The following is a 13,997-nucleotide window of genomic DNA, read 5'->3' as shown; positions in this document are numbered from 1 at the left end:
ATGACCTATGATCCCGCCAGCGCCAATCCGCTTGCCGGCAATCCGCTGGAAAGCCGCGCCGATATGAGCCGCGCTCTGCTCGCGCTCTTCGATCCGCTGCTTCCCTGTTTTTCCAAGGGCAATGCCCGCGTCAGGCTCAGTGGTCTCGCCGCCCATTTCGATCGGGCGGCCGCCGATCTCGAGGGTTTCGCCCGCCCGCTCTGGGGATTGGCCCCTTTTGGCGCCGGTGGTGGAGAATTCGCCCATTGGCATCGTTTTGCCGAAGGCCTCGCAAACGGCACCGACCCCGCCCATCCCGAATATTGGGGAACAGTCAACGGCCGGGATCAGCGGATGGTCGAGCTTGCTGCCCTCGGCTTTGCCCTGGCGCTGGTGCCGGAAAAGATCTGGGAGCCGCTTGATGCGCGTGCCCGTGGCAATGTCGTCGCCTATCTCAAACATGCCAGGCAGTTCGACTATGCCGACAACAACTGGAAATTTTTCCGCATCTTCGTTGATATCGCCCTCGATCGTCTCGGCGTTGATTTCGACCGCAGCCTGACGCGGCAATATCTGCAGGAGCTCGAAGGCTTCTATATCGGCGACGGCTGGTATCGCGACGGAAACGTGCGCCGCATCGACCACTACATTCCCTTCGCCATGCATTTTTACGGGCTGATCTATTCGAAGCTCGTCGATGACGATTATGCGAAACGCTATCGCGAGCGCGCCATCTTCTTCGCCCGAGATTTCCGCCACTGGTTTGCCGCCGACGGCGCGACGATCCCCTTCGGCCGCAGCCTGACCTATCGCTTTGCCTGCGCTGGCTTCTGGTCGGCGCTCGCCTTTGCCGATCTCGAGGCTTTGCCCTGGGGCGAGGTCAAGCATCTCTGCCTGCAGCATCTGCGCTGGTGGAGGGACAAGCCGATTGCCGATCGTGACGGCGTTCTGTCGATCGGATTCGGCTACCCGAACCTGCTGATGTCGGAGAGCTACAACTCCGCCGGCTCGCCCTATTGGGCCTTGAAGGCCTTTCTGCCGCTCGCAATCGCTGGGGATCATCCCTTCTGGACCGCCAGCGAGAAGGCGCCGGAGCCGGCGCCCGAGGTCGTTCCCCAGCGTCATCCCGGCATGGTTCTGATGCGGGCAGGCGGCGATGTCGTGGCGCTGTCTTCTGGCCAGGAAAACCTGCAGATGCGTTTTGGCACTGAGAAATACGCGAAATTCGCATATTCGGCCCGGTACGGCTTCAGCGTCGAGTCCGATGAACGCGGCTTTGCGCTGGCCGCCTTCGATTCGATGCTGGCCTTCAGCGATGACGGCCTGCACTACCGCGTGCGTGAAACGAATGAGGAAGCCCGGCTCGCGGGTGATGTGCTTCATTCGAGATGGTCGCCCTTCCCCGATGCCGAAGTCGAAACCTGGCTCGTGCCCGCCGCCCCCTGGCATATCCGCCTCCACCGGATCAGGTCGGGCCGGCCGCTGCGGATTGCCGAAGGCGGCTTTGCCACCGGCCGCCGCGACTTCGAGCAGGATCGGCTGTCGGCCTCGGAGGGGGCAGCCTATGCGATCGGTGAAGCCGATTTCACCGGCATTCTCGATCTCGGCTCTTCGATCAAACGTGTCGGGCTCGCGCAGAAGGCCCAACCCAACACCAATGTGATCGTCGCCAAGACCATCGTGCCACAACTGCGCGGTCAGATTCCGGCCGGCGAGACCATCCTGGTGACGGCGGTGCTGGCGCTCGACGATCCCGCCGCCGTCTCGTCGGCCTGGACGCAGCCGCCGAAAGCGCCCGATATTGCGGCGCTGCAGGCGCTGGTGCGGGAAAAGGGCGTGACCGTCAGCGCCATCGAAGCACCGGGTCAGATGCCATGAGCCGACCGGCCATCGTCCTTGCCATGGAGCCGTCCCGCACGGAGCATGTCCTGCCCGATGAGATCCTGCGCCGGCTCGATGCGATCGGCCGCCTGCTTGATCCCGAGCCGCTGCAGCGGCTGGACGACGCGCGGGCGAGACGCCTGCTTTCCCGAGCGGAAATCCTGATCACCGGCTGGGGTGCGCCCTGTGTCGGGCCTGAGATCCCTGCTGTCGCGCCGCGGCTGCGCCTCGTCGTCCATGCGGCCGGTACGGTCAAGGGCATCATCGATGACGCCATCTTCGAAGCCGGCATCGCGGTCAGCCACGCGGCCGAGGCCAATGCCGTGCCGGTTGCCGAATTCACGCTCGCCGCGATCCTTTTTGCCGGCAAACGCGCCTTCCGCTTCCGCGAGCTTTACGTCGGCGACCGCAATCGCGATCGGACTTATCCGATGCAGCGCGAAGCGATCGGCAATTATGGCCGAACCCTCGGCATCGTCGGCGCCTCGCGCATCGGCAGGCGGGTGATCGAACTCCTGAAGCCTTTCGACTACAGGCTGCTGCTGTTCGATCCCATGCTCGATGCCGCCGAAGCAGCCGGTCTCGGAGCTGAAAAGGTCGATCTCGACGAATTGATGCGGCAAGCCGATATTGTTTCCCTGCACGCGCCGTCGCTGCCGTCGACGCAGCATATGATCGATGCGCGAAGACTGTCGCTGATGAAGGACGGGGCAACGCTGATCAACACCGCGCGCGGAATCCTCATTGATGAGGCAGCCCTGCTTTCGGAGCTGAAGACCGGCCGCATCGACGCGGTGATCGACGTCACCGATCCGGAAATTCCGGAAGTGGGTTCGGCATTCTACGATCTGCCCAATGTCTTCCTGACGCCGCACATCGCCGGCGCCATCGGCCTGGAACGGGCGCGTCTCGGTGCGATGGCGGCGGACGAGGTCGAGCGTTTTACAACGGGCCGGCCGCTGCTCTACCAGATCAGCCGGCAGGATCTCGAAAATATCGCCTGACGCATCCGTCAGGGACACGCGTCAGCGTGGTGATCTCAAGGAATTGGGCGAGCCGTCATTGGCAAGCTCGGGCATCAACTCGGCGATATCGACCACCTTGCCGGTGCGCGAGCTCGTCAGCGCCGCAATGCCGCAGAGCACGGACATGGCGCCCGCCCGTGTGCCGGCGCGCTGGCCGAGCCGATCTTCCATGCCGGGCTTGAAGATCATGTTGCGCATCCGATCGTCGCCGCCGTAATGGCCGCCGGTGAAATGCGGCACGACGATGCGCTCCACCGCCTCCTTCCCATTCGGGAAATTGCGAATGAGAAGGATCGTGTCTTCCTTCGGCACCTCCCAGGGCTGAGCCTCATACTGGCGAAGCTCGATACGTCCCTTGGTACCGTTGAAGGCGAGGTGATGGCCTTCGATCGGCTGGAAGGTGTTCAGCGAATAGGAGACATGGACGTTGTTGCGGTAGCGGATGGACACGACCATCGTGTCGGGAATGTCGATATCTTCGCGGAAGACGCAGCCGTCTCGGAAATAGCCGTCGATCTTCGAAGGATCCTCGTAAAGCTGATCGAGAAAGGGATCCTTTTCGATATCGAGATAATAGTCGCATTCCTGCGCGTGCGGACAGAGCTTGCAGCGGGGGCCGCGGAACGGGCCCCTGCGGCCGTAGTTCTGCAGGTCGGCAAACGAGGTGACGGCTTCCGGATCGCTGTCGAGATACCAGTTCAGCAGATCGAAATGGTGGGTGGCCTTGTGGACGAACAGGCTGCCGGAATTTTCCGTATAGGCATGCCAGCGGCGGAAATAATCAGCGCCGTGCTTGGTGTTGAGGTACCAGTGAAAATCAACCGAGGTCACGCGGCCGATCTCACCAGCGTTCAGGAGCTCTTTGATCTTCGCGGCTGTCGGCGCATAGCGATAGTTGAAGGAGACGTCGACCCGGCGGCCGGAGCGTTTTTCGGCGTCGAGAATCCGGCGAATTTTCTCGATCGAAGTGGTCATCGGCTTTTCGGTGATGACATCGATGCCGGATTCCAGCGCCCGCACGATGATATCGTCATGCGTATGGTCGGGCGTGCAGACGATGGCAAGATCCGGCTTCTGCTCGGCGAGCATGGATTCGATGTTGTCATAGAGCGGCGCATTGCTGCCGATCATGTTGCGGGCGCGCTCGCCGCGTAGCGCGTTCTTTTCGACGATGGCTGTGAGATCGACATGTTCGCGCCAGCCGGCAAGCAGGTCTTTGCCCCACATGGTGGTGCCACGGTTACCGGTGCCGATCAGGGCAAAACGGCGTTTCTCCATCGAATGACTCCTCTTTCATACGTGATGAAACAATGGGATTTCAGAGCAATTCCAGCAAAAATGTGCAGCGGTTTTTGCGTCCGGAATTGCGTAAAAACAAAGAGATAGAGCATTTTCGTGTTTCGAAGAAAAACGGAAATGCTCAAGAATCACATCTGGCAGCAGCTCCGGAACCGCTCGACGCAGGTGGCGATCACCTCGTCGGCCGGACGCTTCCACCAGTTTTCGGCCGAGAAGATCTCCACTTCCTGTGCGCCGAAGAAACCGGCGGCTTCGATCATCCGTCTTATGCCCTTCAGGTCGATGACGCCATCGCCCATCATGCCGCGGTCAAGCAGCATGTCCTTCGTCGGCGCCAGCCAGTCGCAGATGTGATGGGCGAAGATACGGTTCATGCGTCCGGCGCGAGCAATCTGGTTGGCAAGATCGGGATCCCACCAGACATGGTAGACGTCAATCGCCACGCCGACATCCTCGCCGAGCGGCTCGCACATGTCGAGCGCCTGGCCGAGCGTGTTCACGCAGGCCCGGTCGGCGGCATACATCGGGTGCAGCGGCTCGATTGCAAGTTTCACGCCGGCAGCCTGCGCATGCGGCAGCACGGCGGCAATGCCGTCGAGTACCATCTGACGAGCCGCGACGATATCTTTCGATGCACCCGGCAAACCACCGACGACGAGCACGAGGCAATCGGCGGAAAAGGCGGCCGCCTCGTCGATGGCCCGTCTGTTGTCGTCGAGATTCTTCTGCCAGTCGGCCTCGTTTGCCGCCGGAAAGAAGCCGCCGCGGCAAAGGCCGGTCAGCTTGATACCGTTCGATTTAACGATCCGCACCGCCTCGTCGAGGCCGACCTTGGCGACCTGGTCGCGCCAGGGCGCGATCGAGGTGATGCCGTGTTTCAGGCAGGTATCGACGGCTTCGGCAAAGCCGCATTGCTCACGGATCGTCGCCAGATTGATCGAAAGTCCTTCGACCTGCATGTCATTCTCCTTCCGTCAGGTATAGCGGCGTCAGTTGACGCCGTGGACCGCGAGCACCTGGCGCATGCGGCTTGCGGCGAGTTCGGGATCAGCAAGAACCCGCGCCTTGTCGGCCAGTCGGAAGAGTTCGGCCAGATGCGCCAGCGAGCGGGTGCTCTGCTGGCCGCCGACCATGACGAAATGATCTTGCAGACCGTTGAGATAGGCGAGGAAGACGACGCCGGTCTTGTAGAAGCGGGTCGGCGTCTTGAAGATGTGGCGCGATAGCGGAACGGTCGGCTCGAGAAGGTCGAAGAATTCGTGGTTGCTCTTGCGGCCGAGCGCGTCGAGCGCAGCCGAAGCTGCCGGGGCGATGGCGTCGAAAATGCCGAGCAGCGCGTCGGAATGGCCCTCTTCGTCGCCGGCGATCAATTCCGCATAGTTGAAATCGTCGCCGGTATACATGCGCACGGATCTCGGCAGTTGCCGGCGCATGGTCACTTCCTTCTCCTTGGAAAGCAGCGAGATCTTGATGCCGTCGACCTTTGCAGCATTGGCTTCGATCACCTGCAGACACGTTTCCATTGCCTTCAGGTGATCGCCATTGCCCCAGTATCCCTCGAGCGCCGGGTCGAACATTTCTCCCAGCCAGTGGATGATGACGGGTTCCTTGACCTGGCGAAGGATGCGGTCATAGACCCTGATATAGTCGTCCGGCCCCTTGGCCGCGACGGCAAGCGCCCGACTTGCCATCAGGATGATGCGGCCGCCGGCCGCCTCCACCGTTTCGATCTGCTCTTCATAGGCCCTGATGATCGTGTCGATGGTCACGTCCGGACCGGGTGACAGATGATCGGTGCCGGCGCCGCAGGCGATCAGCGCGTCCTTGCGGCCGGCCGCCTCGGCAAGCGCCCGGCGGATGAGGTCGCGGGCTTCCGGCCAGCCGAGGCCCATGCCGCGCTGTGCCGTATCCATCGCTTCGGCGACGCCGAGGCCGAGATCCCAGAGCCGGTGCCGGAAGGCGAGCGTCCGCTCCCAATCGATCGCCGGCGTCAGCCAGGGATCGTTGTCGGCAAGCGGATCGGCGACCACATGGGCAGCGGCAAAGGCGATGCGCGGAAAGCTCTTGGCATCGCGTTTTTTGAGTTCGATCGGCGTGCCGGCGAGCGCGTAGGGAACGATCTTGCCGTCGAGGGGAAGGTTGATCGTGCTCACGGCTCAGAACTCCAGTGCGGGGACGTCGAGCCAGCGGCGCTCGGCCCAGGATTTCAGCCCGAGTTCGGCGAGCTGCACGCCCTTGGCGCCGGCTTCCAGCCCGTAGGGCCACGGCGCGTCTTCGACCACGTGGCGGATGAACATTTCCCACTGCGCCTTGAAACCATTGTCGAAGGCCTGGGTATCCGGAACCTCATCCCAGGCCTTGTAGAAGTCGATCGTCTGCGGCTGGTCGGGATTCCAGACCGGCTTCGGCGTGTTGACACGGTGCTGGCTCCAGCATTTCGTCAGGCCGGCGACGGCCGAGCCATGCGTGCCGTCGACCTGGAAGGTGACGAGGTCGTCGCGGCGCACGCGAACGGCCCAGGAGGAGTTGATCTGGGCGATCGCCCCGCCGTCGAGCTCGAAGGTCGCATAGGCCGCATCGTCGGTGTCGCAATCATACGGCTTGCCCTGCTCGTCGATGCGCCGCGGAATATGCGTGGCGCCGAGGCAGGAGACGGCCTTGACCTCGCCGAACAGGTTGTCCAGCACGTAGCGCCAGTGGCAGAGCATATCGAGGATGATGCCGCCGCCGTCGGCCTTGCGGTAGTTCCAGGAAGGGCGCTGGGCGGGCACGCCCCAATGGCCTTCGAAGACCCAGTAGCCGAATTCGCCGCGCACCGAGAGGATCTTGCCGAAGAAGCCGGAATCCTTCAGCAGCGCCAGCTTTCGCAGGCCGGGCAGGAAGAGCTTGTCCTGCACGACGCCGTGCTTGAGGCCGGAGCGCCGTGCCTTGCGGGCGAGATCGATCGCAACCTGCAGATCGTCGGAAATCGGCTTTTCGCAATAGACGTGCTTGCCGGCGTCGAGCGCCTTGGACAGAAGCTCGGCGCGCATCAGCGTCGTGCCGGCATCGAAGAAGATCGTATCGTCGGGATTGGCCAGCGCAGCATCGAGATCGGTCGACCAGCGCTTGATGGTGTGCTTTTTCGCCAGCTCTTCCATCTTGGCGCCGTTGCGGCCGACGATGATCGGGTCGATCTCGAGTTTCTCGCCCGATTTCAGCGTGATGCCGCCCTGGTCGCGGAAGGCCAGGATAGAGCGCACCAGGTGCTGGTTGTAACCCATGCGGCCGGTGACGCCGTGCAAGATGATCCCCAAGCGTGCCATATTTTCCTCCCTGCGATCTTTTGCGGTGGGAGCGGGCGTCCTCGCCCGGCCCTCCCAAGCCGGTAACTAAACGGTTACTTGATGGCAGAAGAGCGGCGAGCCTGTCAATAGCCAAATCCTGCTTTCAGTGTTCAGCGCTTGATCGAGGCGAGGGTGACGTGGACGATATGCCTTTCCCAGGCACTGAGATTGGCCGGCTCGATCAGGTCGCGGCCGAAGATCGTCGAAAGCGTGTACTGGTTGGAAAGATAGAAATAGCCGAGCGAGGCGATCGTCAGATAGACGTGCAGGGGATCGGCGGTCTCGATGAAGACACCCTGTTTCTTGCCCTGCTCGAGCACCTGCGACAGCTCGCCGATCAGATGCGAATGCAGTTCCTTGAGCCGGACGGACTGGCGCAGCCACCGGGCGCGATGCAGGTTTTCGGTGCCGAGCAGGCTCAGGAATTCGGGATGCTCGAGGAAATAACGCCAGGTGAAGAGCGCCAGTTCGCCGATGCCTTCCTCGGGGCTGCGGTCGCCGATATGCAGCGCGCGTTCGGCCGTGCGGATGCCGACATAGGCCTCTTCGAGCACCTTGAGGTAGAGCTGCTCCTTGTCGCCGAAATAGTGGTAGAGCATGCGCTTGTTGGTGCCGGCCCGTTCGGCGATGGCGTCGACGCGGGCGCCGCCCATGCCGTTTTCGGCGAATTCCCGGGTTGCCGCATCGAGGATTGCCGCGCGTGTCCGCTCCGGATCGCGTTGGGCCGTCCGTTCCATCGACGGTCGCCGAGCTTGCTTCTTTCCGTTATTTCCCCCGCTATCGTTCATCGCTCCACCCCTGTCGTCACATGTTGCGCTCATAAGCCTTCGGTGCGAAATTGTAAAAACCGAATTTGGAAAGGCCCCTGCTGAAACAGGATGATGAGGCCTGTTAGCCCCCAAAATCATCCTGCTCCCACTTAAGCAGTGAGAGCAGGATGTCGTCCGCTCGCTTACACGTTCGGCATCATGCTTTGGCCAACACCGCTTGACAGCCTTGCCGCTTTGCACGTAGCTTGTAACCAATTAGTTATTTGCGCAAGCGAAACTAGTTTGGAAGCGTGTGGAGGCGCTTCCCTTTGGAGGAGGAAAAAAATGACTCTACGTGTAAGCAGGCGTAATTTCGTTGCGGGAAGCGCCGCGCTTCTGTCGCTCTCGGCGCTCGGAACCAGCGCCTTGGCACAGGAAAAGCGCCTGCGTCTCCTGTGGTGGGGCTCGCAGCCGCGCGCCGACCGCACCAACAAGGTATCGCAGCTCTATCAGACCAAGAATCCGGGGACGTCGATCACCGGCGAGTTCCTGGGCTGGGGCGACTACTGGCCGCGCCTTGCGACCCAGGTCGCGGGCCGCAACGCGCCGGACGTCATCCAGATGGATTACCGTTACATCGTCCAATATGCACGGCGCGGCGCGCTCGCCCCGCTTGAATCCTATATGCCTGCCAAGCTCGATCTCGGGGATTTCGACAAGGCGCAAATTGAAGGCGGCAGCGTCGACGGCCATCTCTACGGCGTCAGCCTGGGCGCGAACTCGGCTGCGACGGTGCTGAACACCACTGCCTTCAAGGAGGCCGGCGTCGATCTGCCGACCCAGGCGACCACCTGGGAGGAATTTGGTCGCATGGGTGCTGAGATTACCAAGGCAGGCAAGCGCAAGGGCATGTTCGGCATCGCCGACGGCAGCGGCGGCGAACCACTGTTCGAAAACTGGCTGCGCCAGCGCGGCAAGGCGCTTTATACCGCCGACGGCAAGATCGGATTCGACGTGGATGACGCCTCGGAATGGTACGACATGTGGGCCAAGTTCCGTGCGTCCGGCGCCTGCGTTCCGGCAGATATCCAGGCTCTCGACAAAAACGATATCGAAACCAACACGGTGTCGCTTGGCAAGGCTGCGGCCGGTTTTGCCCATTCCAACCAGTTCGTCGCCTATCAGGCAATGAACAAGGATAAGCTGGCACTGACCAACTACATGCGCATCAAGCCGGATTCGAAGGGCGGCCACTATCGCAAGCCGTCGATGTTCTTCTCGGTTTCGGCCCAGTCGAAATCCGTGGACCTGGCGGTCGATTACGTCAATTTCTTCGTCAAGAATCCCGAGGCAGCGGTTCTGCTCGACGTCGAACGCGGCATCCCGGAATCCGCTGCCATGCGCGAGGTCGTAGCAGCTAAGCTCGACGAGAATGGCAAGGTCCCGCTGGAATATGTCAGCGGCCTTGGCGACCTCGCCGGCAAATTGCCGCCGCCCCCGCCGGCCGGTGCCGGTGAAGGCGAACTCATGCTGCGCAACATCGCCGAACAGGTCGGGTTCGGGCAGTTATCTCCCGCCGATGGCGGCAAACAACTTGTTGATGAAATCACGCAGATTCTCGCACGAGGCTGATCCCGTATGAGCAATGCGATGCGCACGCCCGCAGGGGCCATACCAGTGGAAAGATATCAAGGCGCAGTGGCCGAGGGACGCTTCAGGCGTCTCTGGAACGCCAACGCGCCCGGCTATCTCTTCCTCCTTCCGTGGCTTATCGGCTTTTTCGGGCTGACGCTCGGGCCGGCCCTGATTTCGCTCTACCTCTCCTTCACCGACTTCGACATGCTGCAGTCGCCGCGGTGGGTGGGAATTGCGAATTACGTGCGCATCGCCACGGCGGATCCGAAATTTTCCGCCGCCATGCACGTCACCCTGACTTATGTCGTCTTCTCGGTGCCGTTCAAGCTGACCTTTGCCTTGCTGGTCGCCATGGCGCTAAACCGCGGCCTGCGCGGGCTGACCTTTTATCGCGCCATCTTCTACCTGCCGTCACTGCTCGGCGGCAGCGTGGCGATCGCCGTGCTCTGGCGCCAGCTTTTCGCCAGCGACGGCCTCGTCAACGCCGCGCTCGCCCAGATCGGCATCGAAGGACCAAGCTGGATCTCGCATCCGAACTATTCGATCTATACGCTGGTGGCGCTGTCCGTCTGGCAGTTCGGTTCGCCGATGATCATCTTCCTCGCCGGCCTGCGCCAGATCCCGCAGGATATGTATGAGGCGGCAAGTCTCGACGGCGCCTCGAAATTCCGTCAATTCTACAAGATCACGCTGCCGCTTCTGACGCCGGTGATCTTCTTCAACGCCGTCGTCCAGACGATCGAAGCCTTCAAGGCCTTCACGCCGGCCTTCATCATATCGGGCGGCACGGGTGGGCCGATCAATTCGACGCTATTCTACACGCTCTACCTCTATCAGGAAGCCTTCGGCAATTTCCGCATGGGCTACGCCTCGGCGCTCGCCTGGATCCTGGTGGTGATCATCGCGATCTTCACCGCCTTCTCCTTCCTGACCTCGCGTTATTGGGTGCATTACGATGACTGAGATGACCGCTCCCGTCACCGCGGCCAGGCCGCCATCGGACATCACGAAACGCAGCCTGCCCGGGTCACTCATGATCCACGCCCTGCTGATCGCCGCCTCGCTTCTGATGCTCTATCCGCTGTTGTGGATGGTCTCGGCATCGGTCAGGCCGGAAACCGAGATCTTTTCGTCGACCTCGCTCATTCCGTCCTCGATCGATTTCTCGTCCTATGCGCGCGGTTGGGTCGGCCTCGATGTCAGCTTCGGCCGGTTCTTCTGGAATTCGCTCGTCATCTCGCTGCTGGTGGTGACCGGCAATGTCATTGCCTGTTCGCTGACGGCCTTCGCCTTTGCGCGGCTGCGTTTTGCCGGCCGGAATTTCTGGTTCGCGATCATGCTCGGCACGCTGATGATCCCCTATCACGTGACGCTGATCCCGCAATATGTGCTCTTCCTCAACCTTGGCTGGGTCAACACCATCCTGCCGCTCGTCGTGCCGAAGTTCCTGGCAAGCGACGCCTTCTTCATCTTTCTGATGGTGCAGTTCTTCCGCGGCATCCCGCGTGAACTCGACGAGGCGGCGATGATGGATGGCTGCAGCGCCTGGCGGATCTATTGGAAGATCATGCTGCCGCTGTCGCTGCCGGTGCTGGCAACGGCCGCCATCTTCTCCTTCATCTGGACCTGGGACGATTTCTTCGGACCACTGATCTACCTGAACGACATGAACACCTACACGATCCAGCTCGGCCTGCGCACCTTCGTGGATTCCACCAGCGCGTCGGATTGGGGTGGTCTCTTCGCCATGTCGACCCTGACGTTGGTGCCGGTGTTCTTCTTCTTCCTGTTCTTCCAACGCCTGCTGATCGAAGGCATCGCCACGACCGGAATGAAACGCTGATGGCAGTAGTGGAAAAGACTGACATGAGCATCAAGACCGTCGCGATCGTCGGCTGCGGCATCGGCCGTTCGCATATTGTCGAAGGCTATCTGCCGCATTCCGACAAGTTCAAGGTGACGGCGATCTGCGATCTGAACGAAGAACGCCTGGCGGCCGTCGGCGACGAGTTCGGCATCGAACGCCGCACCACCTCTTTCCAGGCGCTGCTGGCCGACGACACGATCGACATCATCGATATCTGCACCCCTCCCGGCATCCATCTGGAACAGGTGGTCGCGGCCCTGGCGGCCGGCAAGCACGTCGTCTGCGAAAAGCCGCTGACGGGCTCCCTTGCCGGGGTCGATACCATCATGGAGGCGGAAAAAACCGCCAAAGGCGTGCTGATGCCGATCTTCCAGTACCGCTACGGCGACGGCATCCAGAAGGCCAAGCGGATCATCGATGCCGGCATTGCCGGCAAGCCCTATACGGCATCTGTCGAAACCTTCTGGCTGCGCAACCCCGAATATTACGCCGTGCCCTGGCGCGGCAAATGGGCGACGGAGCTTGGCGGCGTGCTCGTCACCCATGCCTTGCATCTGCATGATATGCTGATGCATTTGATGGGCCCGGCGGCAAGGGTTTTCGGCCGGGTGGCCACCCGTGTCAACGATATCGAGGTCGAGGACTGCGCCTCCGCCAGCCTGCTGATGGAAAACGGCGCCTTCGTCTCGCTGTCCTGCACGCTCGGTTCGCAGGAACAGATCAGCCGGCTGAGACTGCATTTTGAAAACGTCACCTTCGAAAGCACGCACGAACCCTACACGCCAGGCAAGGATCCCTGGAAAATCATCGCCGCCAACGATGACGTCCGCGAAAAGATCGATCGGGTGGTCGGCGACTGGCAGCCCGTCGCGCCGCGTTTCACCACACAGATGGGCCAGTTCCATGCCTTCCTCAGCGGCCAGGGGCCGTTGCCGGTGACATCGAAGGATGCGCGCCGCGCGCTGGAACTCGTCACCGCCATCTACCAGTCATCGGACAGCGGCGCCGAAGTGCCGCTGCCGGTCGGTCCCGACAGTCCCAAATACGCCGATTGGCGCGCAAGAACGAAGTAACCTGCAAAAGAGAGGGTTTTGAGACGATGGCAACCAGTGTCGTTCTTCAGAAGGTCGAGAAGCGCTACGGCTCGCTGGATGTGATCCATGGCATCGACCTGGCGATCGATCCCGGCGAATTCGTCGTTTTCGTCGGCCCCTCGGGCTGTGGGAAATCGACCCTTCTGCGCATGATCGCCGGCCTCGAGGAGATCACCGGTGGGGCGCTGCTGCTCGACAGCGAGCGCATGAACGAGGTGGCGCCGGCCAAGCGCGGCATCGCCATGGTCTTCCAGTCCTATGCGCTCTATCCCCACATGTCGGTTTACAAGAACCTCGCTTTCGGCCTGGAGACGGCCGGTTACAAGAAGGCCGAGATCCAGCCGAAGGTGAAGCGCGCCGCCGAAATCCTGCAGATCGAGAAGCTGCTGGAGCGCAAGCCGAAGGCGCTCTCCGGCGGCCAACGCCAGCGCGTGGCGATCGGCCGCGCCATCGTGCGCGAGCCACGCATCTTCCTGTTCGACGAACCGCTGTCGAACCTCGATGCCGAACTGCGTGTGCAGATGCGTGTCGAGATCTCCCGCCTGCACCGGCAGCTTGGCAACACCATGATCTACGTCACCCATGACCAGGTCGAGGCGATGACGATGGCCGACAAGATCGTCGTCTTGAATTCCGGCCGCATCGAGCAGGTCGGCGCGCCGCTCGATCTCTACAACAACCCGGCCAACCGCTTCGTCGCCGGCTTTATCGGCAGCCCGAAGATGAACTTTTTGCAGGCGCGCATCGAAGAGGTCGGCGGGGCCGAAACCAGTATTCATGTCTGCGGCAATTCCGTCCGCCTGCCGCGCCGGCTGAGGGGCGAGGCCGGCGAGGCCGTCACCTTCGGCATCCGCCCCGAGCATCTGTCCCTCACGCAGGGCACCATCACGCTTTCGACCGTCAATGTCGATCTCGTCGAAAATCTCGGCGGCGCCACCATGCTCTATACGACGACGCCGGACGGACAGCTCCTGACGATTGCCCTCGACGGTCAGCAGAAGGTCGAGCGTGGCACCAATGTGCAGGCCTTCTTCGATCCGGCCCGCTGCCACGTCTTCGACGCTGCCGGCAAGACGATCTGACCCTATAGCCCCTTCGCGCGTCCGGAAGGACGCGCGCCGCGGCTTGACAGCCTATCCCGC

The 13,997-nt window shown here is 61.9% G+C and carries 12 protein-coding genes; 7 read left to right on the top strand and 5 right to left on the bottom strand.

The genetic code is table 11. The features are described 5' to 3' along the window. Both HJB91_RS26360 and HJB91_RS26355 read left to right on the top strand, forming a co-directional pair. Window positions 1–1,857: a DUF2264 domain-containing protein gene (locus HJB91_RS26360; RefSeq protein WP_210631715.1), complete on the top strand. Its 1,857-nt coding sequence runs from the start codon at window positions 1–3 to the stop codon at window positions 1,855–1,857. Next, window positions 1,854–2,864 (top strand): hydroxyacid dehydrogenase, encoded by a 1,011-nt coding sequence (locus HJB91_RS26355; RefSeq protein WP_210629690.1) that lies wholly within the window; start codon window positions 1,854–1,856, stop codon window positions 2,862–2,864. The genes HJB91_RS26360 and HJB91_RS26355 overlap by 4 nt, the downstream gene beginning before the upstream one ends. Window positions 2,865–2,885: 21 nt before the next feature. On the opposite strand, the gene HJB91_RS26350 is transcribed toward HJB91_RS26355, so the two are convergent. From HJB91_RS26350 to HJB91_RS26330, 5 genes are all read right to left on the bottom strand, one after another. Further along, complete coding sequence (locus HJB91_RS26350) at window positions 2,886–4,163, bottom strand: Gfo/Idh/MocA family protein (RefSeq protein ID WP_221156181.1); 1,278 nt, start codon at window positions 4,161–4,163, stop codon at window positions 2,886–2,888. Between the two features lie 149 nt (window positions 4,164–4,312). After that, window positions 4,313–5,143 (bottom strand): sugar phosphate isomerase/epimerase, encoded by an 831-nt coding sequence (locus HJB91_RS26345; protein WP_221147648.1) that lies wholly within the window; start codon window positions 5,141–5,143, stop codon window positions 4,313–4,315. A gap of 30 nt (window positions 5,144–5,173) precedes the next feature. Then, on the bottom strand, window positions 5,174–6,337 hold the full coding sequence (locus HJB91_RS26340) for a dihydrodipicolinate synthase family protein (protein WP_210629687.1): 1,164 nt from the start codon (window positions 6,335–6,337) through the stop codon (window positions 5,174–5,176). Window positions 6,338–6,340: 3 nt separating this feature from the next. Next, entirely contained in the window at window positions 6,341–7,489 is a 1,149-nt protein-coding gene (locus tag HJB91_RS26335) for a Gfo/Idh/MocA family protein (RefSeq protein ID WP_221156179.1), read from the bottom strand. Window positions 7,490–7,620: 131 nt separating this feature from the next. Beyond that, entirely contained in the window at window positions 7,621–8,298 is a 678-nt protein-coding gene (locus tag HJB91_RS26330; protein ID WP_210629685.1) for a TetR/AcrR family transcriptional regulator, read from the bottom strand. A gap of 306 nt (window positions 8,299–8,604) precedes the next feature. On the opposite strand from HJB91_RS26330, the gene HJB91_RS26325 reads away from it, so the two are divergent. The 5 genes from HJB91_RS26325 to HJB91_RS26305 are packed head-to-tail and all read left to right on the top strand — an operon-like array spanning window position 8,605 to window position 13,937. Beyond that, on the top strand, window positions 8,605–9,891 hold the full coding sequence (locus tag HJB91_RS26325; RefSeq protein ID WP_210629684.1) for an ABC transporter substrate-binding protein: 1,287 nt from the start codon (window positions 8,605–8,607) through the stop codon (window positions 9,889–9,891). Window positions 9,892–9,897: 6 nt separating this feature from the next. After that, on the top strand, window positions 9,898–10,857 hold the full coding sequence (locus HJB91_RS26320) for a carbohydrate ABC transporter permease (RefSeq protein ID WP_210629683.1): 960 nt from the start codon (window positions 9,898–9,900) through the stop codon (window positions 10,855–10,857). Further along, window positions 10,850–11,737, top strand: a complete 888-nt coding sequence (locus HJB91_RS26315) for a carbohydrate ABC transporter permease (RefSeq protein ID WP_405047683.1) — start codon at window positions 10,850–10,852, stop codon at window positions 11,735–11,737. Before HJB91_RS26320 ends, HJB91_RS26315 begins: the two co-directional genes overlap by 8 nt. Further along, window positions 11,737–12,834 (top strand): Gfo/Idh/MocA family protein, encoded by a 1,098-nt coding sequence (locus tag HJB91_RS26310; RefSeq protein WP_221156177.1) that lies wholly within the window; start codon window positions 11,737–11,739, stop codon window positions 12,832–12,834. Before HJB91_RS26315 ends, HJB91_RS26310 begins: the two co-directional genes overlap by 1 nt. A 26-nt stretch (window positions 12,835–12,860) precedes the next feature. Beyond that, complete coding sequence (locus HJB91_RS26305; protein ID WP_210629681.1) at window positions 12,861–13,937, top strand: ABC transporter ATP-binding protein; 1,077 nt, start codon at window positions 12,861–12,863, stop codon at window positions 13,935–13,937. Window positions 13,938–13,997: the final 60 nt, after the last annotated feature.

Origin of the sequence: Rhizobium sp. NLR10b (assembly GCF_019685435.1) — a bacterium.
Taxonomy (GTDB): Bacteria; Pseudomonadota; Alphaproteobacteria; order Rhizobiales; family Rhizobiaceae; genus Rhizobium.
Note: the sequence above shows the minus strand (reverse complement) of the source record. Positions and strands in the feature narration are given on the sequence as shown.

Coding starts and splice junctions, on each gene's coding strand:
- HJB91_RS26325 (WP_210629684.1), top strand. CDS start 8,605: ATGACTCTACGTGTAAGCAGGCGTAATTTCGTTGCGGGAAGCGCCGCG.
- HJB91_RS26305 (WP_210629681.1), top strand. CDS start 12,861: ATGGCAACCAGTGTCGTTCTTCAGAAGGTCGAGAAGCGCTACGGCTCG.
- HJB91_RS26310 (WP_221156177.1), top strand. CDS start 11,737: ATGGCAGTAGTGGAAAAGACTGACATGAGCATCAAGACCGTCGCGATC.
- HJB91_RS26350 (WP_221156181.1), bottom strand. CDS start 4,163: ATGGAGAAACGCCGTTTTGCCCTGATCGGCACCGGTAACCGTGGCACC.
- HJB91_RS26345 (WP_221147648.1), bottom strand. CDS start 5,143: ATGCAGGTCGAAGGACTTTCGATCAATCTGGCGACGATCCGTGAGCAA.
- HJB91_RS26355 (WP_210629690.1), top strand. CDS start 1,854: ATGAGCCGACCGGCCATCGTCCTTGCCATGGAGCCGTCCCGCACGGAG.
- HJB91_RS26360 (WP_210631715.1), top strand. CDS start 1: ATGACCTATGATCCCGCCAGCGCCAATCCGCTTGCCGGCAATCCGCTG.
- HJB91_RS26330 (WP_210629685.1), bottom strand. CDS start 8,298: ATGAACGATAGCGGGGGAAATAACGGAAAGAAGCAAGCTCGGCGACCG.
- HJB91_RS26335 (WP_221156179.1), bottom strand. CDS start 7,489: ATGGCACGCTTGGGGATCATCTTGCACGGCGTCACCGGCCGCATGGGT.
- HJB91_RS26315 (WP_405047683.1), top strand. CDS start 10,850: ATGACTGAGATGACCGCTCCCGTCACCGCGGCCAGGCCGCCATCGGAC.
- HJB91_RS26320 (WP_210629683.1), top strand. CDS start 9,898: ATGAGCAATGCGATGCGCACGCCCGCAGGGGCCATACCAGTGGAAAGA.